This window comes from Mesocryomonas fontinalis (assembly GCF_055730125.2).
In genome coordinates this window covers 486454-511676 of sequence record NZ_JBUZWG020000001.1, presented here as the reverse complement: position 1 = coordinate 511676, position 25223 = coordinate 486454, and the positions used below count along the sequence as shown (strand labels likewise).

The window sequence follows — 25223 nt, the reverse complement described above, 5'->3', positions numbered from 1 at the left end:
CGTGACAGCGAAGACAAGTCTGGTCACGCAAAGCATATTGTGCGCCGCACTATTGTGATGGCCGCGTCCTAGTCCGCACGCTGGCCGCGTTTATTTACGCCGGGGAGTTAGATCCATTTTGCATCAGAGTTTGACCTGATCTGGAAGCCTGAGTGCGGTTTGCGCAACGGCTCTCGTACCGATCGCGTTGACGGCTGATCCTCTACTGTCGACCGGCGGGACCCATGACCAGACGACTTGCCTTGTTCTCTCGCCGCGCCCTTGCTCTTCCGGCGATCCTCGGTGCTTGCTGGCTCCTGGCTGGCTGCAATTCTGAAGCGGATGAGGCCAAGGCCCCGGAGAAACCGCCGACCGAGGTCGGGTTTGTCACAACGAAGACGGAAGACGTCTCGCTCATCACGGAACTCGCGGGCCGAACCGCGGCCTTCGAGACCTCGGAGGTTCGCCCGCAGGTATCGGGTCTTCTGCAGGAGCGGCTGTTCACCGAGGGCGCGACGGTCGCGAAGGGTGATATTCTTTACCAGATCGATCCGAGCCTGTTCGAGGCCGCGGTGGCAGAGGCACGGGCCAATGTCGCCAGCGCCAAGGCGACCGCGGAGAATGCCAGCGGCCAGGCGGACCGGTTGCGGCCGCTGGTGCAGAAGGGCGTCGTCAGCGAGCAGTCCTTTACTGATGCAGCCGCGACCTCGAACGCGGCGCTGGCCGCCGTTGCCCAGACCGAGGCGCGGCTTCAGACCGCCGAGATCAACCTCCGCTTCAGCCGCGTCTCCGCGCCGATCAGCGGGCGGATCGGACGATCGGTGTCGACGACCGGCGCGCTGGTCTCGGCCGCCCAGACCGATCCGCTCACCACCATCCAGCGGCTCGACCCGATCTTCGTCGACATCCAGCAGTCGTCGACCTCGCTCCTGAAACTGCGCGGCGCGCTGGCGTCGAGCAAGGTCGCGGCGAATACTGCCGAGGTTCGGCTGAAGCTCGAGGACGGCAGCGACTACCCCCTGAAGGGCACGCTGAAATTCACCGAGGTGACGGTGAGCCCCGATACCGGCTCGGTAACGTTGCGGGCGGAGTTTCCGAACCCGGACGGGCTTCTCCTTCCCGGCATGTACGTGCGCGCCGTGTTCTCCCAGGCGCAAGCCCGGAACGCGATCCTGGTGCCGCAGCAAGGCGTTACCCGCAATCCCCGCGGCGAGGCGACGGCCCTGATCGTCGGGAACGGCGACAAGGTTGAACTCCGCAAGATCGAGGTCGGGCGGGCTATCGGCGATCGCTGGCTGGTGACCGGCGGCCTTTCCACCGGCGACCGGCTGATCGTCGAGGGCGTCTCGAAGGTGAAACCGGGCGCTGTCGTCCGCCCCGTGGAAGCGAAGCTCGACGAGAAGGACGGGAAGGCGGCGGAAAAGCCGGTCGCCTCGCTATGATCAGCAAGGTTTTCGTCGACCGCCCGATTTTCGCCTGGGTGATCGCGATCGTCATCATGCTGGGCGGCGCCGGATCGATCTGGCTGCTGCCGATCGAGCAATACCCGGACGTCGCGCCCCCGCAAGTCAACATTCGCGCCACCTATCCCGGCGCGTCGGCGGCGACGCTCGAGTCCAGCGTGACGCAGGTCATCGAGCAGCAGCTGACTGGCCTCGATGGCCTCATCTATTTCACCTCGACCTCCTCGGCCGAAGGCACGGTGACCATCGCAGTGACGTTCGACAAAGGAACTGATCCGGACATCGCGCAGGTGCAGGTCCAGAACAAGGTCCAGCAGTCGGTTTCGCGCCTGCCGCAGCAAGTTCAGCAGCAAGGCCTGACGGTGACGAAGTCGAACAGCGACTTCCTTCTGGTCGCAGCGGTCTACGACGAGACAGACCGCGCCACCGACGCCGACATCTCCGACTATCTCGCATCGAACCTGCAGGAGCGGATCGGTCGCTTGCCCGGCGTCGGCGACACCAACCTCTTCGGCTCGCAGTATGCGATGCGGATCTGGCTCGATCCCGGGCGCCTCTACTCCTACGGCCTGATGCCCGCCGACGTCATTTCCGCGATCGAGGCGCAGAACACGCAGGTCGCGGCCGGGCAGATCGGCGCCCAGCCCTCGCCGCCGAACCAGATGCTCAACGCCATCGTGACGGCACGGTCGAGGCTGACGACGCCCGAGGCTTTCGAGAAGATCGTGGTGCGAACCGAGAGCAGCGGCGCGCGCGTGGTGCTCAGCGATGTCGCCCGCGTCGAGCTCGGCAAGGAGAACTACACCCGCTTCACCCGTTTCAACCGCCATCCGGCATCGGGCATCGCCGTCCAGCTGGCGCCCGGCGCCGACGCGCTGGAGACGGCCGAGCTCGTGAAGAACCTCGTCGAACAGCAGTCCGAGAGCATGCCGGACGGCTACCGCGTGACCTTCCCGCGCGACAGCACCGACTTCATCCGCCTGTCGATCGACGAGGTGGTGAAAACCTTGATCGAGGCGATCGTCCTCGTCGTCGTCGTGATGTTCGTGTTCTTGCAGAACTGGCGGGCGACGCTGATCCCGACCATCGCCGTGCCCGTCGTGGTGCTCGGCACCTTTGGCGTTCTGGCGCTATTTGGCTACTCGATCAACACGCTGACGCTCTTCGGCATGATCCTGTCCATCGGCCTTCTCGTCGACGACGCGATCGTGGTCGTCGAGAATGTCGAGCGCGTCATGGAGGAAGACCCCGACATCTCGCCGCGCGATGCGACGCTGCAGTCGATGGGCGAAATCCAGACGGCGCTGATCGCAATCGCGCTGGTGCTGTCGGCAGTGTTCCTGCCGATGGCGTTTTTCGGCGGGTCGACGGGCGTGATCTACCGCCAGTTCTCGGTGACCATCATCTCTGCGATGGTGCTCTCGGTGGTCGTCGCGCTGGTGCTGACGCCGGCGCTCACCGCCAGCATGCTGAAGCGGCGGACGGATGCAAAGAAGCGGCGCGGGATCGCCGCCCTCGTCGGGCGTCTCGGCGATGGCTTCAACCGGGGCTATGACCGGTTGCTCGGGCGCTATGTCGCCGGCGTCAAAGGGGCGATCCACCGCGCCTGGCTGTCGCTGATCGTCTTTGCCGGGATCGTCGCCGGTCTGATTTTCCTCTTCCTGCAGCTGCCGGGCGGCTTCCTGCCGGTCGAGGACCAAGGCTACGGCATCGTGCAGTACACGTTGCCGCCCGGTGCGACCCTTCCGCGAACCGTCGACACCGCGGCGGCCATCGAGGATCACTTCCTGGAGACGGAAGGCGCCAACATCGCCGGACTGTTCACCATTTCGGGCTTCCGCTTCAGCGGCTCCGGGCAGAACGTCGGACAGGGCTTCGTGCAGTTCAAGCCGTGGGATGATCGCAAGGGCGAGGAGAACGGCGCGACGGCGATCGTCGGCCGCGCCAGTGGCCAACTCGGCAGCGGTCTGCGCGATGCACAGTTCTTCGCGCTGACGCCGCCCTCGGTCCAGGGGCTCGGCCAGTCCAACGGCTTCACCATGCAGCTCCTGAACAGTGGCGAGCTCAGCCGGGACGAGTTCAAGGCAAGGCGTGACCAGCTTCTGGCTGCCGCGGCCGGCGACACGTCGCTGGCGCGGGTTCGTCCGAGCGGGCTCGAGGATGTGCCGACCGTGCAGATCAAGATCGACGACGAGAAGGTCGGCGCGCTCGGCATCAGCCAGGCGGACGTCGACCAGACGCTCAGCACGGCCTGGGGCGGCTCCTACGTCAACGACTTCGTCGACCGCGGCCGCGTCAAGCGGGTCTACGTCCAGGGCGATGCCAGCTCGCGGGGAGCGGTCGAGAGCCTCGATGGCTGGTATGTGCGGACCGCGAGCGGCCTGATGGCGCCGTTCTCGTCCTTCGCCTCGGTCAGCTGGGCGCAGGCGCCGACGACCCTGACACGCTTCAGCGGCTTGCCGTCCTATGAGATCCAGGGCCAGCCGGGTCCCGGCTTCAGCTCGGGGCAGGCCATGGAGAAGATGGCGCAACTGGCGGCGGACCTGCCGGGCGTCTCCGTCGCCTGGAGCGGCCTTTCCTACCAGGAGCGGCTGTCGGCGGGACAGGCGCCGCTGCTCTACGGCCTATCGCTGCTGGTGATCTTCCTCTGCCTTGCCGCGCTGTACGAAAGCTGGTCGATCCCGTTCTCGGTGATGCTGGTCATCCCGCTTGGCCTGATCGGCGCGGTGGCCGCCGTCACTTTGCGGGGACTGGAGAACGACGTCTACTTCCAGATCGGCCTTCTGACGACGATGGGCCTTTCGGCGAAGAACGCGATCCTGATCGTCGAATTCGCCGAACTGGCCGAACGGCAGGGCAAGAAGCCCTTCGATGCCGCGGTCGAGGCGGCACGGCTGCGGCTGCGGCCGATCCTGATGACCAGCCTTGCCTTCATCTTCGGCGTTTTGCCGCTCGCCATCTCGTCGGGCGCCGGCGCGCAGAGCCGGATCGCCATCGGGACCGCCGTTATCGGCGGCATGCTGACGGCGACGGTGCTGGCGATCTTCTTCGTGCCGCTGTTCTTCGTGCTGGTGCGCTGGCTGTTCCGCTGGAAGCACGATGGCTCGCTGGAGACGGTCGATCCGGCAGCGGGCGCAGCGCCCTCGCCGGCTGAGTAAGCAGCAAGACGCAGCGTCTTGACCTGACCGCTCTACCCGGCGCCATCTTCGGCGCCGAGACCATCGTCAGGCGAAGTGCTTGGAAAGCTTCAGGCCCTGCGCCTGGTAGTTGGAGGCGAGGTCCCGGCCGTAAAGCCGCTCGGGCAACGCCGCCATATGCTCGTAGACCAGCCGGCCGACGACCTGGCCATGTTCCAGGATGAACGGCACCTCGTGACTGCGTACTTCGAGCACCGCGCGGCTGCCCGTGCCGCCCGCCCCCGAATGGCCGAAACCGGGGTCGAAGAAGCCGGCGTAGTGGACGCGGAACTCGCCGACCAGCGGATCGTACGGCGTCATCTCGGCGGCGTAGGCCGGCGGCACATGCACCGCCTCGCTGGAGGCGAGGATGTAGAACTCGTCGGGGTCGAGCACGAGTTCGCCGGCATCCGAGCGGTGGATCGGCTCCCAGAACTCGCGCAGCGGATAGCCGCGGCGGTCGACGTCGATGACGCCGGTATGGCGCTTGCCGCGGTAGCCGACGAGACCCTCGGCATCGCCGACGAGGTCGATCGACAGCGCAATGCCGCCGTTCGAGATGTTCGGCTCCTGCGAGGTCACCAGCCGCTCGGCGGCGTGGAGATCGGCGAGTTCGGCTTCGCCGAGCGCCAGTCCGCCGGCGCGGAAGCGGATCTGGCTGAGGCGCGAGCCCGGCCGCACGACGATCGGAAACGTGCGCGGCGAGATCTCGACGAACAGCGGGCCTTCATATCCCTCCGTCACCTTGTCGAACTCCTGCGCGCCATCGGTGATGACGCGGGTGAAGATGTCGAGCCGGCCGGTGGAGGATTTGGGATTGGCCGCCGCGGTCATACCGGCCGGCAGCTTCAGGCTCTCCATCAGCGGCACGAGGTAGACGCAGCCGGTCTCCAGCACGGCGCCGGGCGTCAGGTCGATCTCGTGCAGCGAGAAGCGCTCGAGCTTCTCCGAAACCGTCCTGCCGCGGCCGGGCAGGAAGCTGGCGCGCGCGCGGTAGGCCTTGGTGCCGAGGCGCAGGTCGAGGCTGGCTGGCTGGATCTGGTCGGCGTCGCGCGGACGCGCCGTCTGGATCGCCCCGCTGTCGAAGAGCGCCGCGATCGCCCGATCCGGCAAAATTCCGCCTGTCATACCACTATCCCGTTCCGCCGCAGACGCGCGGCACCCGGCCGCAGGCCGCTGAAATGGCCATAGCAGAGAATTGACCTCTTTCCACCCGGGGCCTATTCTTCGCCTTGATAATTCGTGGTGATTTGGCCGGCCGGCTTGCAGCCACGTTAAACAACTCGCTAAAGGGCCGATCAGGACGGCGACGCTCCAGGACCGGCTTTGCGGCGACGCAGATGCCGGTTTTTCTTTGGCGACCGCTTCCCTGTGGCGCCCGACGCGCATGAACGGAGAACAGACATGTCCGACAAGACCCCGCGCAAGCTTCGGCCGGCAACGCAGATGGTGCATGGCGGAACCGTCCGCTCCGGTTTTGGCGAGACTTCCGAGGCGCTGTTCCTGACGCAGGGCTTCGTCTACCCCAGCGCCGAGGCCGCAGAGGCCCGCTTCAAGGGCGACGAGCCCGGCTTCATCTATTCGCGCTACGGCAACCCGACCACCCGCATGTTCGAGGAGCGGATGATGGCGCTGGAAGGCGCCGAGGATGCCCGCGCGACCGCTTCCGGCATGGCCGCCGTCGCCGCCGCGCTGCAGTGCCAGGTGCAGGCCGGCGACCACATCGTCTCCTCGCGCGCGCTGTTCGGCTCCTGTCGCTACGTCGTCGAGACCGTCCTTGGCCGTGCCGGCGTTGCCTCGACCTTCGTCGACGGCCGCGACCTCGACGCCTGGCGCGACGCGGTTCGGCCGGAGACCAAGGTGTTCTTCATGGAGACGCCGACCAATCCGACATTGGAGATCGTCGACATCGCCGCCGTCGCCGAAATCGCGCATGCCGCCGGGGCCGTCGTCGTGGTCGACAACGTGTTCGCGACCCCGATGCAGCAGAAGCCACTGGAGCTCGGCGCCGACGTCGTCATCTACTCCGCCACCAAGCACATCGACGGCCAGGGCCGCTGTCTCGGCGGCGTGATCCTGTCGAACCAGGAGTGGATCGACAAGAACCTGCAGGACTACTTCCGCCATACCGGCCCGTCGCTGTCGCCGTTCAATGCTTGGACGCTTCTGAAGGGACTGGAGACGCTGCCGCTGCGCGTTCGCCAGCAGACGCAGAGCGCCGGCGCGGTCGCCGAGCAGTTCGCCGCCTCCGGCCTGGTTTCGAAGGTGCTCTATCCCGGCCGCGCCGACCATCCGGACGCGGCGGTGATCGCCAAGCAGATGACGGGCGGCTCGACGCTCGTGGCGTTCGAGCTCGCGGGCGGCAAGGAGGCGGCGTTCCGCTTCTCCAACGCGCTCGAGATCATCAAGATCTCGAACAACCTGGGCGACGCCAAGAGCCTCATCACCCATCCGGCGACGACGACGCACAAGAACCTCTCGCCTGAAAACCGCGCCGAGCTCGGCATTTCCGACGGGCTGCTACGCCTGTCGCTCGGGCTCGAGGACATCGACGATCTCCAGGAAGACATCGCCGGCGCGCTCGCCGCTATCTGAACTGGCGCGTCGCCAGGAGGATGCGGCTGATGCAGGTGACACCACAGAGCGCGGCAAAGCCATAGGCGAGCCACGGGAAGGCCGACGGGAAGAGGCAAGCGAGCGCGAACACCAGAAGCGTCTCGCTGGCCTCCGCCAACCCAGTCGTGAAGTAGAGCGACTTCTGCCCCCTCGCCTCGGTCGACAGCCCCCGCTTGGCCGCGATGATGGCAAAGCCGAGGAAGCTCGCGCCATTGGCATAGAAGCTCATCAGCAGCACCGCCGCCGGCAGACCGTTGGCGGCGGGGTCGGCGAAGGCGAAGCCGAGCGGGATCGCGCCGTAGAAGATGTAGTCGAAGACGATGTCGAGATAGCCGCCGAGGTCGGTCGGTCGGCGCAGCCGCGCCAGCGTTCCGTCGAGGCCATCGCAGAGGCGAGAGACGAGGATCAGCGCGAGGCCGGTCGCGAAAGATCCGAGGCCGATCGCAAGCGCGGCCCCGAGGCCAAGCGCGAGGCCCGCCGCCGTGACGCCATCGGCGCCGACCCCGGTGCGCTGCAGAGCGCCCGCCAGCCGCTGGAGAGCCGGATCGATCAGGCGTTTCAGCATTCCGTCGAACATCGTCTCTCTCCCGCACGACATGCGCCGAGCGCATTGACCTCATGGCGTGCCGACGCGATAACCAAGCTCAAGAACCCGCAAGCGCGATGGCCGACATGTACAAGGCGACAACCCGCCATATCACCGTGACGGTGACGCCGAACTACCTCGAAAGCCAGTCGGAGCCTGAATCCGGCCGCTGGGTGTTCGCCTATACCGTCGAGATCGAGAACGGGGGCCGGGATACCGTGCAGCTGCGCTCCCGCTTCTGGCAGATCACCGATGGGCGCGGGCACGTCGAGGAGGTTCGCGGCCCCGGTGTCGTCGGCGAGGAGCCGATCCTGACGCCCGGCGACAGCTTCACCTACACCTCGGGCTGCCCGCTGCCGACGCCCTCGGGCATCATGCGCGGGCACTACTCGATGGAAGTGCCGGACGGGCGAACCTTCGAGGTCACTATTCCGGCGTTTTCGCTGGATGCGCCGCAGGGCAAGCGGGTTCTCAACTAGAGGGACGCCCGGCGTAAGGGGCGCCGGGCAATGCCCGCCCTATGGCCTCAGCCCTTGTCGAACTCGTCCGGCGTGAACGTGTAATGCTCGCCGCAAAACTCGCAGGTCACGGCGATCTGGCCGTCCTCGATGCTCTCCTCGATCTCCACCGCGGAAAAGTTGGACAGCACTTCCTTGATCCGCTCGCGCGAGCAGGAACAGTCGTCGAGCACCTTCGTCGGCGGGTAGACCCGCACGCCCCGCTCATGGAACAGGCGGAACAGCAGTCGCTCGACGCCGACGGCAGGGTCGGTCAGTTCCGAGGCATGCACCGTCTCGACCAGCGCCTTGACCTCGGTCCAGGCGTCGTCCGGCTCGAACGCCGCGACGTCGGCGCCGTCCGGCGCGTCGCCGCCCGGCAGGTCCGGCAGGCGCATTCGCTCAGGCGCGCTCGGCAGGAACTGCGCCAGCAAGCCGCCGGCCCGCCAGGACTCCTGGAAGCCACCGCCCTCGATCCGCCGGGCAATGCGGGCCACGGCGAGGCGAACGGTGGTCGGGATCTGTTCGGACTGGCGGAAATAGCCTTCGGCGACCTCTTCCAGCGAGGCGCCGTCGAGGGCGACGATGCCCTGGTAACGCTGGCTGTGGCCGCCCTGGTCGACCGTCAGCGCCATCGTGCCGGCGCCGAGAAGGGTTTCCGGATCGGTCTTGCCCTCGGCCTCCGCCGCCGTCACCCGCTCAGCATCGAAGCGGGCATAGGCGCGCACGCTGGACGGCGTGGTAAAATCGACGACGAGCAGATCGACCGGCCCGTCGGTCTGGGTCTGGGCGATGAACTTGCCGTCGAACTTCAGCGACGTGCCGAGCAGCACGGTTAGGACGATCATCTCCGCGAGCAGGCGGGCCACCGGCTCGGGATAGTCGTGGCGCGCCAGGATCTCGTCCAGCATGGCGCCGAGCTGCACGGCGCGGCCGCGCGCATCCAGCGCCTCGACGGCGAAAGGGACCACCGCATCGTCGCCCGCAAAGCCGAACTCACCGAGGTGCTGGCCGAGGTCCGACGGACCCGGACCGGAAGACGTACCGGTTTCAGACATGTGCGCTCACTTCACCAAAACACCAGGCCAGGATGGATTTCTGCGCGTGCAGGCGGTTCTCGGCCTCGTCGAACACGACCGATTGCGGTCCGTCGATGACGCCGTCGGTCACCTCCTCGCCGCGGTGCGCCGGCAGGCAGTGCATGAACAACGCATCGCCCTTCGCCTGCGCCATCAGCTGCTCGTTCACCTGATAAGGGGCAAACACGTTATGGCCGCGGGCAAAATCCTCGCGTCCCATCGACACCCAGGTATCGGTCACCACGCAGTCGGCCCCGGTCACGGCCTCGACCGGATCGGTGGTCAGGAGGATCGAGCTGCCTTGCCCGCGCGCCCAGGCGATGCGCCCGGCGTCCGGCTCGGAACCCTCGGGGGTCGCGATCCGGAGATTGAAGTCGAAGCGGCTGGAAGCCTCGATCAGCGAGTTCAAGACATTGTTGCCGTCGCCGGTCCAGGCGAAGGTTCGTCCGGCGACCGGCCCGCGCTTCTCCTCGTAGGTCAGGAGATCGGCCATGATCTGACAGGGATGGGTGTCGTCGGTCAGGCCGTTGATCACCGGCACCGTGGCGCTTTCGGCCATCTCGATCAGCCGGTCGTGCGAGGTGGTGCGGATCATGATGGCGTCGACATAGCGCGACAGCACGCGCGCCGTGTCGGCGATGGTCTCGGAGCGCCCGAGCTGCATTTCGGTGCCCGACAGGAACAGCGTCTCGCCGCCGAGCTGGCGCATCGCGACATCGAACGAGACGCGCGTGCGGGTCGAGGGCTTGTCGAAGATCATGGCGAGGACCTTGCCCTCGAGCGGACGCGGCCCGGCACGGCCGAGCCCCTTGCGGGCCACGGCGTCGCCGATGATGTCGCGAAGATCGGCCTTGGCCACCGAGGACAGATCGAGAAAGTGCTTGGGGGATGCCATGCTGCGGTCCTGCTGCGCGCTCATGCCGGAAGCTTTGCGGAGGTCAGGGACAGGCCGGCAACCGCCGCCTCGATGCGCGTCACCGCCTCGCGCACTTCCTCGGCCGAAATGATCAGCGGCGGCAGGAGACGCACGACGTTGTCGCCGGCCGGCACGGTCAGCACGCCATGCGCGCGCAGCTCGGCGATCAGCTGGGTGTTGGCGATCTTCGTCTTGATGCCGAGCAACAGGCCCTCGCCACGGATTTCCTCGATCACGTCGGGATAGCGGTCCTGGAGCGAGGCCAGCGACTGCTTGAAGCGCAGCGACATGTCGGCGACATGCTCGAAGAAGCCGTCGGCGAGCACAACGTCGAGCACCGCATTGCCGATCGCCATGGCCAGCGGATTGCCGCCATAGGTGCTGCCATGCGTGCCGGCGGTCATGCCGCGCGCGGCCTCTTCGGTGGCGAGGCAGACGCCCAGCGGAAAACCGCCGCCAATGCCCTTGGCCACCGCCATGATGTCCGGCAGCGCGCCCGACGCCTCATGGGCGAAGAAGCGGCCGGTCCTGCCGACGCCGCACTGCACCTCGTCGAAGATCAGCAGCAGGCCCTCGGCATCGCAGAGCGCGCGCAGCATGCGCAATTCTTCGGCCGGCACCGTGCGGATGCCGCCTTCGCCCTGGATGGGCTCGATCAGGATCGCCGCGGTTTCCGGCGTGATCGCCGCCCGGAGCGCAACCTCGTCGCCGAAAGGCACCTGGTCGAAACCCTCTACCTTCGGCCCGAAGCCCTCGAGATACTTCGCCTGCCCGCCCGCGGCGATGGTCGCCAGCGTCCGGCCATGGAAGGCCCCGGTGAAGGTGATGATCCGGAAGCGCTCGGGGTTGCCGTTGACATAGTGATAGCGGCGGGCGGTCTTGATCGCGCACTCCAGCGCCTCGGCACCGGAATTGGTGAAGAAGGCACGGTCGGCGAAGGTCGCGGCTTCCAGCCGCTCGGCGAGGCGGCGCTGGCCGGGGATCTCGTAGAGGTTGGAGACGTGCCACAGCTTCTCAGCCTGGTGCTTCATCGTCGCCACGAGGTGCGGATGCGCATGCCCGAGCGAATTCACCGCAACGCCGGCCGCGAGATCGAGATAGCGCTCGCCCGTCTCCGTCAACAGCCAGACGCCCTCGCCTCGCTCGAAACGCAGATCGGCTCGTGCATAGGTCGAGTAGAGCGGCGAAACGGCGGCGGATGCAGTCGACATGGCAATATACTCGTTCTTCGCCCGGAGACGGGCGATACAAGATGATGAATGTGACCCGGACCTGGCCCGGAAATGCGGAAAGCCTGCCACCGGGACAGGCTTGGGTCGACGTCTAGTGTGCGTTGCGTGAGCTCAAAGCTATACCATGCGGGACGCGGCGGCTGTCAATGCGAGGCTCACGACAGCGCCGTCCGATCGATTACCGGACAATTCGGTGGGAAATTCGACGCTGTTGCGCCGCGGTATCTGTTGAAAAGCGACAAATCGATTCTGCGGGGTTGCGCCGACTCTTGTCACGGAGTCGAGCGGTGAGTTAAATTTCCCTGAGACACACTAGATTTCGTGCGGCGGACCTAGTTTCACAATAGATGTTGTGAGCCATCCCGGTACTCCTGTGCCGGGAACCCATGAGGGATTCCGCCTGCCGTACTGTTTCGGAAATAGGAGCCTGGGCATGGGTTGGACAGAAGAACGCGTGAATCTGCTGATCAAGCTCTGGAGCGAAGGTCTGAGTGCCAGCCAGATCGCCGGACAGTTGGGCGGCGTCACGCGCAATGCGGTCATCGGCAAGGTTCACCGGCTGAAGCTCGAAGGCCGGACCAAGACCCAGGCGGTCGTCGCCGAGGTCGCGGTCGCCGTCAAGCCGAAGCCGACCATCGCCGAGCAGACCCTGGTGGAGACCGAGGTCGACATCGAGGTTCCCGCTGTCCGCTACGCCGCCGTCGCCCAGTCGGCAGGCCGCAGCATGCTGCGCTCGGTCGGGGGCAACGGTTCGGGCCTGCACGGCGCCACGGCGCTGCGGATGGATCCGGAGATCGAGGTCGTGATCGACGAGCCACCGGAGCGGGTTTCCGGCGAGGTGGTGCCGATCTCGCGCAACCTGACGCTGATCCAGCTCAGCGATCGGACCTGCAAGTGGCCGCTGGGCGATCCCCTGTCGGCAGAGTTCCGCTTCTGCGGCAATGGCTCGAACGATGCGTCGCCCTACTGCCAGTACCATGCGCGGATCGCCTTCCAGCCGGTCTCCGAGCGCCGCCGCGCCCGCTGACCTCCTCGACGACCGGCGCTGCCTCGAGCAGCGCCCACCGACCTACCGGGCGCGCCTCTTCCAAGGAGAGGCGCGCCTTTCTGTATGGCGACACGGACATTCGCGGCAGGCGTCGCCGCTGTCGCGCGACCGGAGAGCCGTCAACGTTTCTCGGGTTCTGGAAACCGCGCCGTGAAGGTCGATCCCTTGCCTACCACCGAGGTCACCAGCAGCCGCGCGCGGTGGCGGACGAGGATGTTGCGCACGATCGACAGGCCGAGACCGGTTCCGCGCTTCGACCGGGACGTGCCGGCATCGACGCGGTAGAAGCGCTCGGTCAGCCGCGGCACATGCTCGGCCGGGATACCCCTGCCGAAATCCTCGACCCCGGCATCGATGAAGGTCGCGTCGCGCGCCTTGGTCCGCTGCAGCGAGATGACCACCCGGTCACCTTGGTCGCCATACTTGCAGGCGTTCTCGACAAGGTTCGAGAAGACCTGCAGCAGTTCGTCGCGCTCCCCCGCGACGACGAACGGGCCGGTGCCGAAGGACGTCTCGATCGCAAGACCCGCCTCGGACGCCAGCGGCGCCAGGGCCTCGCGCACTTCGGCTAGCAGTTCGGCAAGGTCGATCGGATCGGTCACGGCGACGTGGCGCTTCATCTCGATCCGCGAAAGCGACAGCAGATCGTCGATCAGCCGCGACATGCGCGCCGCCTGGTCCCGCATGATGTCGAGGAAACGCTCCCGGGCGCCGGCGTCGTCCTTGGCCGGGCCCTGCAGCGTCTCGACGAAGCCGATCAGCGAGGCCAGCGGCGTTCGCAGTTCGTGGCTGGCATTGGCGACGAAGTCCGTCCGCATGCGCTCGATCCGTCGCTCGCCGGTGCGGTCGCGAAACAGCAGCAGGAAGAAGGCGGGGCGCTCGCTCTGGGGCGCGAGGATCGGCAGGATGTCGACCGACCAGAAACGGTCGGAGGCCCGGCCCTCGATGAAATCGGCATTGCCGGCGTGCTGCCCGGTGATCGAGGCGTCGATTTCGGCCAGCAGTTCGGGCGAGCGAAAGCGCAGCGAGATGGCGTCGCCCAGCGGCATGTTGCCGAAGGCATGCTCGGACATGCCGTTTCGGTAGCGCAGCAGCAGGTTGCGGTCGATCAGCAGCGCCGGTTCCGGCATCGCCTCGACCACCGCCTTGGTTCCGGCATCGGGCCAGAGCGGCGACTGATGCCGGCGCAGATCGTCGCGGATGCGCGACCGCCGCTCGCCGCGCTGCGGCAGCAGGCAGAGCAGCACCATGATCGCGGCGGCGGTGAGCATGCCTTCCCAGGCCAGCGGATAGACCGCCGCGAGCGCGCCGAAAACCACAACCGTCGCGACCACGATCCGCACGAACGACACCCGGCGGCGGGGCTGCAGGGGCGCTGGATCGGTCGATGGCTTGGTGGTCTGGCTCATCGATCCAAATTCGGCACGGTTTCAAAAAGCGTCCGCCGCCCGTCGCCAAGGCGCCCGGCTGCAGGCCGCTGATAACGCGGCAGCTTAGCCCTTGCGTACGGCAGGCATGTGTCAGGCCTTGCCGAGATCACGCAGCCGGACGGCATAGAGGTCGAGATTGCTCTTTGGTCCGCCGAAGCTTGGATCGATGGCGATGGATCCGGAGGCTGCTGGATTGTCGGGGACGGTCATGTCGAAGACGAAGGGCTGGCTGTCCTGCGCGGTGGTGAAACGCTGGCGGTCGCAGACCGTATCGCCGCCGAATAGGCATCGGACGGAAAACTCCCGGCTCGCTCCATCCGCCGAACCAGCGGTGATCTCGACCCGAACCTTCCGGCCCTTGATGGTGTTGACGACGCCGGGCCCGATGACGACGCCGACTTCGCCGCCCTCCCCTGCCGCTGCCAGACGCACTGCAGGACGATCGCCGCTGCCGGTCACGGCGGCGACGTCGCCACCGGTCGGCGTCGAGATCAGCTCCAGCTGGGTCCCGTCGAAGAGGTTGATCCAGCTCGCCGTGTCGACCGTGGAACTGTCGGCCGCGCCGGTCTGCGCCGCATCCGCGTCCGAACCGCCGAGAATGGTATTCTTGAAGAAATACACCCCTGCAAACAACACGGCGAGAAGAACCGCGAGCGCCAGGAACAGCGGTTTGAGGGAACGCTGCGACCGGCGACCGGCCGTCGATCGCCGCGCCTCGCCAGGAGACCAGGTCTCCGCAGCATGCGTCGGAACGTCGCGACCAGGGACGGGGGCGGGCCTGCCGGCCAAGGTCGATGCCGCGTCGTCTTCTGGTGTAGCAGCAGCGGACCTGTCGGCGTCATCGTCGGGCACACGGTTGTGCTCGGACGACACTTCTTCCGGGTCATGCAGATGCGGCGGGAAGTTGGGATCGGCCGCGTGCTCGGCGTCCGGGTCCGGGGCGTCCTCGCCGGTCCCGGCCTCGGCGATAAAGTAGTCTTCCTCGATGCGGTTGATCGTCTCGGCGAGACGGACGCGCTGCGCATGCGCGGCGTCCGCATCGTCGGAACTCGCCAGCATGCGCTCGAGCGCGCGCTCCGAGGCGGTGTAGATCGTATCGCGAAATGCCGGATTGCTGGAATCACCGGCTTCGAGCGCGCGCCGCAGGCTTTTTTCCATCGCGCTCATGCTGTTCTCCAAGTCGGTGTGCTCTCCAAGTCGGTCTCACCGTCGAATCTACACCAGGTTACGGGTGACAGTAACTGATCGGGAAGAGAACCCCCAAGCTATTGTTGGCGGTCGTCCAGCCGCGGGATGCTGCGTTGCGTTGGAACGATTAGCGCAGCTGATCCATTGGGTTGCGGCACGAAAAACGCCGCCTCGTCGATAAGGCGCACCGCCGAACACGCTCGCTCTCGAACGTGCCGCCTCGACAGGCTGCCCTGTCACCCCGACGTATCGCCCCTCGCCCAGATCATGCGGATCGAGTTCCGCCCGGAGCAGCCTTGGCCCTTCCCCAACACGACACCATGCCGCATGCGATTTCCGAACATGGCGTCATCGGCGACATGCGCACCCTCGCTCTGGTGGCGACCGACGGCACCATCGACTTCTTCTGCCACAGCGACTTTGGATCCCCTTCGCTTTTCGCCGGCCTGCTCGATGCCGAGAAAGGTGGCTACTTCCGCTTCGAGGCGGTCGATGGCGAGATGAAGCACCGGCAGATCTACCTGCCGGACACCAACATCCTGATGACCCGTTTTCTCGGACATGCCGGGATCGGCGAAGTGTCCGACTTCATGCCGGTCGATGGGTCGGGCCGCATCGTCCGCCGGGCGAAGGCGGTGATGGGCGACGTGCGCTTCCGCCTGTCGGTTGCGCCGCGCCCCGACTACGCCCGTCAGACACCGGTTATCGCGGCCATCGACGGCGGCTTCAGCGTCAGCTGGAATGACGGGGCGGAGGTCGTCTATTTCTACGCCACAATGCCGATCGAGATCGATGGCGACCGGGCCGGCGGTGAGATCCTCCTGCGCGAGGGGGAGACCTGCCACGTCGTCTTCTGCCCCGGCCGCAAGGACCAGCCGAGTGTCGACGACGCGTATGTCCGGTCGGCCTTCGTCGCCACACGGTCTTTCTGGCACGGATGGGTTCGCTCCGGCACCTATCCCGTCTTCGCGCGAGAACTCGTGGTGCGTTCGGCCTTGACGCTGAAGCTGCTGACCTCGGCACAACACGGCTCCATCGCGGCGGCCGGGACTTTCGGCTTGCCCGAGGTCCTCGGCGGCGAGCGGAACTGGGACTACCGCTATTGCTGGGTGCGCGACTCCGCCTTCACGCTCTACGCTTTCTCCCGGCTCGGCTATTTCGAGGAGGCCGAATCCTTCATCCGCTTCATGATGGACCGAATCGCCGAGGACGGCGAACCGCATCTCGGCATCATGTATCGGATGGATGGCAGCGACGAGATCACCGAGTCCAACCTCGATCACCTCTCCGGCTACGAGGATTCTCGCCCCGTGCGGATCGGCAACGGCGCCGCCGAGCAGGTGCAGATGGACATCTACGGCGAGTTCATGGATGCGCTGTACATCGCGACCAAGGCGCGCGGAAAGCCCTCCTACGGCATCTGGAAGAAGATCGCCCGGCTCACCGACTGGCTGGCAAACAACTGGCGAAAGCCCGATCACGGCATCTGGGAGAGCCGCGGCGAGCCCAAGGAATTCCTCTCCGGCCGGCTGATGAGCTGGGTCGCCTTCGACCGCGCCTTGCGGATCGCCGACCGCCATTCGCTGCCGGCCGACGTCGAGCGGTGGCGGTATGAACGCGGCGTGATCCAGGCGTCGATCCTCGAGGAGTTCTGGAACCCGGAGATCGGCGCCTTCACCCAGTTCAAGGGCGGCAAGACCCTCGATGCCGTCGTGCTGCTCATGCCGCTCGTCAAGTTCATCAATCCACGCGACCCGCTCTGGGTCTCTACGCTGGAGGCGGTTCGCAAGCATCTGGTGCACGATTGTCTCGTCAAACGCTACATCAGCGAGGGCGAGGGCGAAGACGGGCTCGAGGGCAGCGAGGGCGCCTTCACCATCTGCTCGTTCTGGTATGTCGAGGCGCTGGCCCGAAGCGGCTATGCCGCCGAGGCGCGCTTCCTGTTCGACAAGCTGCACAGCTATGCGAACCACCTCGGGCTCTACGCGGAGGAGCTTTCCGCGCAAGGCGATCACCTCGGCAATTTCCCGCAAGGCCTGACGCATCTGTCGCTGATCTCAGCGGCGATCTGGCTCGACCGTTCGCTGAACGGCGACAAGAGCGACCCATCCAATGCCCAGTTCCAGATCGTGGAGGATCCCGATGGCATCTTTTGAACTCAACAGCCTCGTCGGACAGGCTGCTATCGTCACTGGCGCCTCTTCCGGCATCGGCCAGGCGACCGCGATCGAACTGGCGCGCGCGGGCGCCAATGTCGCCGTCAACTTTCGCAGCTCCCCGGAAGGGGCAGCCGAGACGGTCGCCGAGATCGAGAAGCTCGGTCAGAAGGCCTTCGCCATCCAGGCGGACGTGTCCGAAGAGGCGGCCGTCGCCGCCCTGTTCGACGAGGCCGAGGCAAAGCTCGGACCGATCGACATCGTGGTCTCGAACTCCGGACTGCAGAAGGATGCGGCGATCGGCGAGATGAGCCTTGAGGCGTGGAACGCCGTCATCGCGGTCAACCTCACCGGCGGCTTCCTGATCGGCCGCGAGGCGGTCAGGCGGTTCCGCCTAAAGGGACGGCGCGACATCAGCCGGGCGCTGGGCAAGCTGGTGTTCGACTCCTCGGTACACCAGCAGATCCCCTGGGCCTTCCATGCCAATTATGCGGCATCGAAGGGAGGGCTGGACCTATTGATGCGATCGATCGCGCAGGAGGTGGCGTCCGAGGGCATCCGCGTGAACGCCGTAGGACCGGGCGCCATCGCGACGCCGATCAATGCCAGCGAGCGGCGGGACGGCGAAGCGGAGATGCTGAAGCTCATCCCCTACGGCCGTATCGGAGAGCCCGCCGACATCGGTCGCGCCGTCGCCTTCCTGGTCTCGGATGCGGCCGACTACATCACCGGGCAGACGCTGTTCGTCGACGGCGGGATGACGCTCTACCCCGGCTTCAAGGGCAACGGGTAGGCCAGGCTCCAGAAGGCACAGAGCACGCTGGAGGACCTGCCGAGACAGGCCCTCCGGACAGAGGTCAGCGCTGGTCGTCGTCCTCGTCGACTTCGGCCTGGGTCCGCTTCATCGAGGTCAGCTTGGCGAACACGGCGGCAGCGTCCAGCTCGCCGTCGTCGGCCTTCTCGCGGCCGCGATAGTTCTGGGTCTGGGCAGCCGACAGCAGGCGCTCTTCCTCGGCGACTTCCTCAAGCCGCGGCATGCCGCGGGTCGCCTTCTCGATCTCGAGGTCGAGATCGATCTGCGAGCAGAGGCCGAGCGTCACCGGATCCATTGGCGTCAGGTTGGCCGAGTTCCAGTGCGAGCGGTCGCGGATCTGCTCGATGGTGTTCTTGGTGGTTCCGACGAGGCGCGACACGGCCGGATCCTTCAGCTCTGGATGATTGCGCACCAGCCAGAGAATGGCGTTCGGGCGATCGTGGCGCTTCGACACCGGGGTATAGCGCGGGCCCTTGCGCTTGGCTTCCGGCACGCGAACCTTCGGCAGCGACAGCTTCAGCCGGTATTTCTCGTCCGACTCGCCCTTGGTGATCTCCTCGCGGGTCAGCTGGCCCGTCATGATCGGATCCATGCCCTTGATGCCCTGCGCCGACTCGCCGTCGGCGATCGCCTTGATCTCGAGCGGATGCATCGTGCAGAAATCGCCAACCTGCTCGAACGAGAGGGAGGTGTTGTCGACGAGCCAGACAGCCGTCGCCTTCGGCATCAGGAGTTGGGCCATGCATACAGTCCTTCTGGTCGCCAGTCCTGCTTGCGCTGGAAAGGCAGTGGATCGCACCACAATTTCTGGAATTTAGGTATCTTATACGGATCGTCGCCGGCTCCTGCAAGGAAATCAGGCGGGTGCCGATGAAATGCCCGTGCATTTCCGGCCGCCCCGCCCAGCCCGTAGGCGCCGCGTCGCGATCCCCCTACCCCGCGGCGGTGTTGTGGCGCGTGGTGAGCACGATCTTGCCGATATGGTCATCGTCCATGTGGCGGTGCGCATCGGCCGCCCGCTCCAGCGGATAGACCGTATCGATCAGCGGCGCGACGCTGCCGTCCTCGAACAGCGGGAACACGAATTCCTCGATCTCGCGGGCGATCGTCGCCTTGAAGCCGACGGGACGCGATCGGAGCGTGGAGCCGGTCAGCGTCAGCCGCTTCAACATGATCGGCGACAGGTCGATCGACACCGTCTGCCCCCGGAGATAGGCGATCTGGACGATGCGACCGTCTTCGGCGGCCACTTGCAGATTGCGCGGCGTATAGTCGCCGCCCACCATGTCGAGGATCAGATCGACGCCGTGCCCTTCCGTCGCCTGCCGGATCACCTCGACAAAATCGGCGTCGCGGTAGTTGATCGCATGCTGCGCGCCGAGGGTCGTCGCGGCCTCGCACTTGTCGGCACTGCCGACGGTGACGAACACCTCGGCGCCGAAGCTGCGGGCGAGCTGGATCGCGGTCGTGCCGATGCCGGACGTGCCGCCATGGACGAGGAAGCGCTCTCCCTCGACCAGCCGGCCGCGCTGAAAGACGTTGTGCCAGACGGTGAAGAACGTCTCCGGCACCGCCGCCGCGGCGACGAAGCCCATGCCGGCGGGGATCGGCAAGGCATTGCTCTCGGCAACCGTTGCATATTCGGCGCAACCACCGCCCGGCAGCAGCGCCATGACGCGGTCGCCGACGGCAAAGCGTGACGCCCCCTCGCCAACGGCAGCGACGAGGCCGGCAACTTCGAGGCCGGGCCAATCCGGGGCGCCCTTCGGCGGATGGTAGGCGCCGAGGCGCTGCAGGACGTCGGGCCGGTTGACGCCGGCAGCATGCACCTCAATCAGGATTTCGCCAGCGGAGGGGACCGGGAGCGGGCGTTCCTCGGGCTTCAAGACTTCCGGTCCGCCGAAGCCGTCGAGGGCGGCAACTGTCATTTTCTCGGGCAAGTTCATGGGATATTCCTCTGGAGCTTTTGCCGAGAGGTAGCGCGAGCGCCATCGATGTCCCGCCCGATCAACGGATCATCAAGGTTTATGGACTTTAATTTCCGTATCCCTTTCCTCGGGAAGACATGATGGCCTGCCATCCCCTCTGATGCCTCCCTGTTTGCCAATTCCAAGAGCCGTCAGCACGGCTCTTTTTTTTGTGTTGCGCGCCATGGTCTGCTTGGAGCAAAATTGCTTAAGGCGCATTAACCACTTTGCGGAACGCGCCTTGCCATTCACGCCCATCCCGAGCAATTTCCAAAAACGGTTTCACCGGCTTACATTGCCGAGTCTTCCGTGAGCATCGCATTCCTGGAACACGAAGCCGGTAAATTCTGATGACGAGCAACAGCCTAGACCACCGCGACGAGGACCGGACCATCCGCCTGGCGGAGCATCTGGCCTTCTCCCGGTCGTTCCAGCCGCTGTTCAACGAGGGCATGGCGCTGGTCGATGCGACGGCGGTCTATCTCGACGGACAGGGCCGGGTCGACGCCAAGGCGCTTTCGCGCTCGGTCGCGACGCTGTACGCCGCGGAATCGATGCGACTGACCACCCGCCTGATGCAGGTCGCCTCCTGGCTGCTACTGCAGCGCGCGGCGAACCAGGGCGACATGTCGCGCGCCCAGGTCGAGACCGAAAAGATGAAGGTTCGGCTCGAGGGCGTCGGCACCGGCCGCGACTCGCCGCTGTTCGCCGAGCTACCGGAGGCCTTTTGCTCCCTCGTCGACCGCGCCCTGAAGCTGGAGCGGCGGATCGCGATGCTCGACCGCGAGATCTACGGCAATCTGGGTGACCAGTTCGAGGGGAGCTCCAACCCGGTTGGCGAGCAGCTCAGCCTGCTCCGGACGGCGTTTCTTTCCTAAGCCTTCCCCGACCCAGCCTCCCGCGAATGGCGGCTCCTCCGGAAAAGCGGCGCGGGTCTCGCCCGCCAGCCTCGCTATAGGCTCCTCCTAGACCAGCAGCTCGGGCCGCTCCGCAAACAGGGCCAGCGCCTCCGGATTGGCCAGTGCTTCCTGGTTCCTGACCGCGCGGCCGTGAACGACCTCGCGCACCGCCAGTTCGACGATCTTGCCGGACTTGGTGCGCGGGATGTCGGCGACCTCGAGGATCCGTGCCGGCACATGACGGGGCGAAGCTCCCTCGCGCACAGCGCTGCGGATCTTTCGCTCCAGTGCCTCGTCCAGCACTGCCCCTGGCCGCAGGCGCACGAACAGAACCACCCGAACATCGCCGTCAAAGTCCTGGCCGATGCAGATGGCTTCGGCGACCTCCTCCAGGTGTTCGACGATGTTGTAGATCTCAGCCGTCCCAATCCGGACGCCTTGCGGGTTCAGCGTCGCATCCGAGCGCCCGTGGATGACGATACCGCCGCTCGCCGTCCATTCGGCAAAATCACCGTGGCACCAGACGCCCGGGAAGCGCTCGAAATAAGCCGCGCGATATCGCTCGCCGGACGGATCGTTCCAGAAGCCGACGGGCATGGCCGGGAAGGCTCTCGTGCAGACGAGGTCGCCCTTCTCTCCCCGCAACGGCAGACCCTCATCGCTCCACACGTCGACGGCCATGCCGAGGCCGGCGCCCTGGATCTCCCCCTCGCGCACCGGCAGCCACGGCACCCCAAGCACGAAACACGACACGATGTCGGTCCCGCCGGAGATCGAGGCGAGTTGCACGTCCGACTTGATGCCGGCGTAGACGAACTCGAAGCTTTCGGGGGAAAGCGGTGAACCGGTCGAGGCGATGACCTCGACGCTCGAAAGGTCGTGGGTCTCGATCGGCCGAAGCCCTTCCTTGCGCACCGCGTCGATGAACTTTGCCGACGTCCCGAAGAAGCTCGCCCGCTCGGCGGCCGCAAAGTCGAACAGCGCGTTGCCGTTGGGATGGAAGGGCGAGCCGTCGTAGAGCAGCAGCGTCGCGCCGACGGCGAGCGACGAGACCAGCCAGTTCCACATCATCCACCCGCAGGTGGTGAAGTAGAAGATCCGGTCGCCCAGCTTGGCGCCCGCATGCAGCACATGTTCCTTGAGGTGCTGGATCAGCGTACCGCCGGCCGAGTGGACGATGCATTTCGGCACGCCCGTCGTTCCCGACGAGAACAGGATGTAGAGCGGATGGGCGAAGGGCAGCCGCTCATAGACGAGCGGCGCCGACGCGAAGGCCTGCGTGAAGGCGGCCAAGGTTACCGCGTCCGGCATGGCGGCGGCGACGGTATCGGCCTCGCCGATGTACGGCACGAGGATGGTCTTGCGCGGACGCAGGGCGGCGGCGATCGCTGCAACCTTCTCGCCGGTTCGGATCGTCTTGCCGGCGTAGAAATAGCCGTCGCAGGCGATGAACAGCACCGGCTCGATCTGGCCGAAACGGTCGAGCACGCCGCGCTCGCCGAAATCCGGGGAGCAGGACGACCAGACCGCGCCGAGCGAAGCCGTGGCCAGCATCAGCGCCACTGTCTCAGCCATGTTCGGCATCATCGCCGCCACCCGGTCACCGACCGCGACGCCCTCGGCGCGCATAGCCTGCGCCAGACGCGAGACGAGCGCGCGGAGCTCGGCATGCGACAGCCGTGTCTCGACCTTGTCCTCGCCCCGGAACACGATCGCCTCGCCATCGGCGGCGGCGCCAAGAAGGTTCTCGGCGAAGTTGAGCCGCGCCTCGGGGAAAAACCGCGTCGAAAGCATGTCGGGGCCTTCGGCGAAAGCCGTGCCGCCGCGGTCCCCGATCACGCCGCAGAAGTCCCAGACGCCGGACCAGAATGCCTCGGGCTCGTCGATCGACCAGGCATGCAGCGCAGGATAACCGGCATAGGCACCGCCGATGTGCGGCGCGGCCTTGTCGGCGAAGCGGGTCAGCGGCTGGGCTGCCTGTCGATCGGCAGACGGCGCCCACAGAATTCTACCGGTCATGTCGCTGCCTCCCGTCATCCCACCCATCGCTCGTGCCATGACGCAGGGCGGCACGCAAATCCGGTCTCGCGGACCGCCGCAGCGCTCGCCTGGCCATGACTTTGCCACCAGCATGGACTCCCGTTAGAACTCCGGCTGGATCAAGCCTTGGCTCTGCCAGGATTTGCGATTCGCGGCGGGTAGGCGACGGTCCCGCCCGGACAATTTCAGCGTCCATGCCCCTGGGCCATCGACGTGACCACGAGGAACCATGACAGGACGCGCCGCCCCATCCCGCCGCTCCGAACGACGCACCTTGCGCCGCTGGTCGGGCGTGGTCGTTTCGGTCGCCGTTCTGGCGGCGGCGGTGCTGGCCGGGCTCCTCGCCTATTCGACGCTCGCGCTGAAACCCGCGACGGCGCGCAGCGAAATCGAGGCGCAGCTGTCACGGCTGACCGGCCTTCCCGTGTTCGTCGCCGGATCGGCCAGCTTCACCCTCCTGCCGCGCACGCAGATCGTCCTCGACAGGATCAAGGTCGGACCGCGCACCGGTGACGCAGATGCGGTGATGGAGATCGACGGCATCGTCGCCGATCTCGATCTCTGGGAAGCGCTCCGGGGGCGTACCCGCATCGAGCGCCTGACGCTGGTTCGGCCGGAACTGCTGTCGACCGCCGGCTTCATCGGGCAGAGCGAGACGACGATCGCGGCAGAGCCCTCCAGCAGAAAGGACCCCGCCGATCCGGCCCTGCAGCCGCTGTCGCGGTATATCGGCGCGTTCCTCTCGCGCTTCGGCGAACTGCGCACCCTCGAGATCCGTGACGGCGTCTTCCGGATGGCGCCGGGCCCGGGTTCGCTCGGCATCAGCAATGCCAACATCGTCGTCGCCTGGCCGTCGAAGGCCTCTTCCGCCCGGATGTCCGGCTCCTATGTCTGGAACGGGCAGCCTACCGAGATCGGGCTGAAGATCGCATCTCCCGTCGACTTCCTCGCCGGCGCCGCCAGCACTCTCGATTTCACCCTCGCTTCGCCGCCCTTGACCGCCAGCTTCGATGGCGAGGCCTCAATTGCAGGGGCCGGCAGCTTCAGTGGCAAGCTGGCTCTGTCGACACCCTCGCTGACGCGGTCGATCCGCTGGCTCGGCGATGCCGGCACCCTCCAGCCGGACATTGGCCCGCTGTCGCTGGTCGCGACCCTCCAAGGCAGCGACGAGCGGTTGAGCCTGCGCGATGCCAAGGTGTCGGTCGGCGGGTTCGACGGTCTCGGCGCCCTCGAGATGACGCTGCTGGAAGGCAAGCGCCCGTTCATCGGCGGAACGCTGGCTTTCGACCGGCTCGACCTCACCGGGTTCACCGAGGCCGTCGCCCCGCTGCCGCAGACGCCGCTCGACATGCAGCGACGGATCCCCGTCGACTTCGTCGAGGGACTGGATCTCGACCTCAGGGTCTCGGCCAGCGACGGCGCCATCGGCGACCTCAGCTTCTCCGACCTGGCTGCAACGGTAAAGTTCAAGGACGGCGTGGCGACGCTCGACGTCGGCGACATCGCGATCCTCGGCGGCCAGGCGCAGGCGCGGATGACGGTCGACAGCACGTTGCGCCCCGCGGTGGCCACAGGGGTGGCGGGCTTCAGCGGCGTCGACACTGCCCGGCTGTCCGATGCCCTCGGCATCAAGGGGCTACTGGTGACCGGTGCGTCGGATGTTCAAGCCGATTACAGCCTGCCGCTCGGCAGCTGGGCGGACCTTGTCCGGCGCAGCCGGATGACGCTGTCGATCGCCACCCGCAACGGCAGCATCGGCGGCTTCGACCCGCAGATGCTGACCGGCAAGGCGGTCAGTCCGCTGACCCTTGCCTTGGCCGATGGCGCGCTGCCCTTCCAGAGCCTGCGGGCCCGTCTCCAGTCGAACGGACCGCTGGTCGATCTCAGCGAGATCAACCTGACCGGCAGCTTTGGGCTCCTGTCAGCGTCGGGATCGCTGTCAGCCGCGACGGGCCGTATCGACCTGTCGGGCAGCGTAGACCCGGCGGCGATCTCGGGGACGGCGGCGCCAGCGCTGGCGCCGCCGCGTTTCCGCGCGGAAGGGATCTGGCCGAGCCCCGTGGTCTCCGACAGCTTCCCGAGCCGCCCGATCTGAAACTGGCCAACCTGAGCCGGCCGCCCCGAGTCAGAGCCCACC

General features: G+C 66.5%; 19 protein-coding genes and 1 riboswitch. Of the genes, 9 read left to right on the top strand and 10 right to left on the bottom strand.

Annotation, left to right across the window (positions count from 1 at the left end):
• Positions 1-224: 224 nt before the first annotated feature.
• A complete protein-coding gene (locus ACZL02_RS02325) occupies positions 225-1421 on the top strand; it encodes an efflux RND transporter periplasmic adaptor subunit (RefSeq protein WP_472938578.1) in 1197 nt (398 codons plus the stop codon).
• Positions 1421-4600: an efflux RND transporter permease subunit gene (locus ACZL02_RS02320; RefSeq protein ID WP_472939090.1), complete on the top strand. Its 3180-nt coding sequence runs from the start codon at positions 1421-1423 to the stop codon at positions 4598-4600. The genes ACZL02_RS02325 and ACZL02_RS02320 overlap by 1 nt, the downstream gene beginning before the upstream one ends.
• Positions 4601-4666: 66 nt before the next feature.
• On the opposite strand, the gene ACZL02_RS02315 is transcribed toward ACZL02_RS02320, so the two are convergent.
• Positions 4667-5746: a 2'-deoxycytidine 5'-triphosphate deaminase gene (locus ACZL02_RS02315; RefSeq protein WP_472938577.1), complete on the bottom strand. Its 1080-nt coding sequence runs from the start codon at positions 5744-5746 to the stop codon at positions 4667-4669.
• A gap of 104 nt (positions 5747-5850) precedes the next feature.
• Positions 5851-5928, top strand: a riboswitch (SAM riboswitch).
• A 94-nt stretch (positions 5929-6022) separates the two neighbouring features.
• Here ACZL02_RS02315 and ACZL02_RS02310 point away from each other — a divergent pair.
• A complete protein-coding gene (locus ACZL02_RS02310) occupies positions 6023-7213 on the top strand; it encodes an O-succinylhomoserine sulfhydrylase (protein ID WP_472938576.1) in 1191 nt (396 codons plus the stop codon).
• On the opposite strand, the gene ACZL02_RS02305 is transcribed toward ACZL02_RS02310, so the two are convergent.
• A complete protein-coding gene (locus ACZL02_RS02305; RefSeq protein ID WP_472938575.1) occupies positions 7206-7811 on the bottom strand; it encodes a CDP-alcohol phosphatidyltransferase family protein in 606 nt (201 codons plus the stop codon). The two genes, ACZL02_RS02310 and ACZL02_RS02305, sit on opposite strands and share 8 nt — an antisense overlap.
• A 95-nt stretch (positions 7812-7906) precedes the next feature.
• On the opposite strand from ACZL02_RS02305, the gene apaG reads away from it, so the two are divergent.
• Positions 7907-8299, top strand: a complete 393-nt coding sequence (gene apaG / locus ACZL02_RS02300; RefSeq protein WP_472939089.1) for a Co2+/Mg2+ efflux facilitator ApaG/CorD — start codon at positions 7907-7909, stop codon at positions 8297-8299.
• Between the two features lie 47 nt (positions 8300-8346).
• Here the strand turns inward: apaG and ACZL02_RS02295 are convergent, their stop codons facing one another.
• Genes ACZL02_RS02295 through ACZL02_RS02285 form a run of 3 tightly spaced genes read right to left on the bottom strand, consistent with a single transcriptional unit; the run spans position 8347 to position 11523 of the window.
• Positions 8347-9375 carry an Hsp33 family molecular chaperone gene (locus tag ACZL02_RS02295; protein WP_472938574.1) on the bottom strand — a complete coding sequence of 343 codons (1029 nt, stop codon included), beginning with the start codon at positions 9373-9375 and terminating at the stop codon, positions 8347-8349.
• Positions 9368-10291, bottom strand: coding sequence for an ornithine carbamoyltransferase (argF, locus tag ACZL02_RS02290; RefSeq protein WP_472938573.1), 924 nt, complete (start codon positions 10289-10291; stop codon positions 9368-9370). Before argF ends, ACZL02_RS02295 begins: the two co-directional genes overlap by 8 nt.
• Positions 10292-10311: 20 nt before the next feature.
• Positions 10312-11523 (bottom strand): aspartate aminotransferase family protein, encoded by a 1212-nt coding sequence (locus tag ACZL02_RS02285; RefSeq protein WP_472938572.1) that lies wholly within the window; start codon positions 11521-11523, stop codon positions 10312-10314.
• 454 nt (positions 11524-11977) lie between these two features.
• Between ACZL02_RS02285 and ACZL02_RS02280 the strand changes: the two genes are divergently transcribed.
• Positions 11978-12571, top strand: a complete 594-nt coding sequence (locus ACZL02_RS02280) for a GcrA family cell cycle regulator (protein WP_472938571.1) — start codon at positions 11978-11980, stop codon at positions 12569-12571.
• A gap of 140 nt (positions 12572-12711) precedes the next feature.
• Here the strand turns inward: ACZL02_RS02280 and ACZL02_RS02275 are convergent, their stop codons facing one another.
• Positions 12712-14001: an ATP-binding protein gene (locus tag ACZL02_RS02275; protein ID WP_472938570.1), complete on the bottom strand. Its 1290-nt coding sequence runs from the start codon at positions 13999-14001 to the stop codon at positions 12712-12714.
• Positions 14002-14112: 111 nt separating this feature from the next.
• The gene (locus tag ACZL02_RS02270; RefSeq protein WP_472938569.1) at positions 14113-15189 is read right to left on the bottom strand and encodes a hypothetical protein; all 1077 of its coding nucleotides are present in this window, start codon (positions 15187-15189) and stop codon (positions 14113-14115) included.
• 317 nt (positions 15190-15506) lie between these two features.
• On the opposite strand from ACZL02_RS02270, the gene ACZL02_RS02265 reads away from it, so the two are divergent.
• Positions 15507-17366, top strand: coding sequence for a glycoside hydrolase family 15 protein (locus ACZL02_RS02265; RefSeq protein WP_472938568.1), 1860 nt, complete (start codon positions 15507-15509; stop codon positions 17364-17366).
• Complete coding sequence (locus tag ACZL02_RS02260; RefSeq protein ID WP_472938567.1) at positions 17353-18159, top strand: SDR family oxidoreductase; 807 nt, start codon at positions 17353-17355, stop codon at positions 18157-18159. Before ACZL02_RS02265 ends, ACZL02_RS02260 begins: the two co-directional genes overlap by 14 nt.
• 64 nt (positions 18160-18223) lie before the next feature.
• On the opposite strand, the gene ACZL02_RS02255 is transcribed toward ACZL02_RS02260, so the two are convergent.
• Both ACZL02_RS02255 and ACZL02_RS02250 read right to left on the bottom strand, forming a co-directional pair.
• Positions 18224-18922 carry a DUF1013 domain-containing protein gene (locus ACZL02_RS02255; protein WP_472938566.1) on the bottom strand — a complete coding sequence of 233 codons (699 nt, stop codon included), beginning with the start codon at positions 18920-18922 and terminating at the stop codon, positions 18224-18226.
• 190 nt (positions 18923-19112) lie between these two features.
• Entirely contained in the window at positions 19113-20126 is a 1014-nt protein-coding gene (locus tag ACZL02_RS02250; RefSeq protein WP_472938565.1) for an NAD(P)H-quinone oxidoreductase, read from the bottom strand.
• A 371-nt stretch (positions 20127-20497) separates the two neighbouring features.
• On the opposite strand from ACZL02_RS02250, the gene rcdA reads away from it, so the two are divergent.
• Positions 20498-21025: a protease adaptor protein RcdA gene (gene rcdA, locus ACZL02_RS02245; RefSeq protein WP_472938564.1), complete on the top strand. Its 528-nt coding sequence runs from the start codon at positions 20498-20500 to the stop codon at positions 21023-21025.
• A gap of 87 nt (positions 21026-21112) precedes the next feature.
• Here the strand turns inward: rcdA and ACZL02_RS02240 are convergent, their stop codons facing one another.
• Positions 21113-23065, bottom strand: coding sequence for an acetoacetate--CoA ligase (locus ACZL02_RS02240; protein WP_472938563.1), 1953 nt, complete (start codon positions 23063-23065; stop codon positions 21113-21115).
• Between the two features lie 250 nt (positions 23066-23315).
• Here ACZL02_RS02240 and ACZL02_RS02235 point away from each other — a divergent pair, with 250 nt between their 5' ends.
• The gene (locus tag ACZL02_RS02235; RefSeq protein WP_472938562.1) at positions 23316-25181 is read left to right on the top strand and encodes an AsmA family protein; all 1866 of its coding nucleotides are present in this window, start codon (positions 23316-23318) and stop codon (positions 25179-25181) included.
• The last annotated feature ends 42 nt before the right edge of the window (positions 25182-25223 follow it).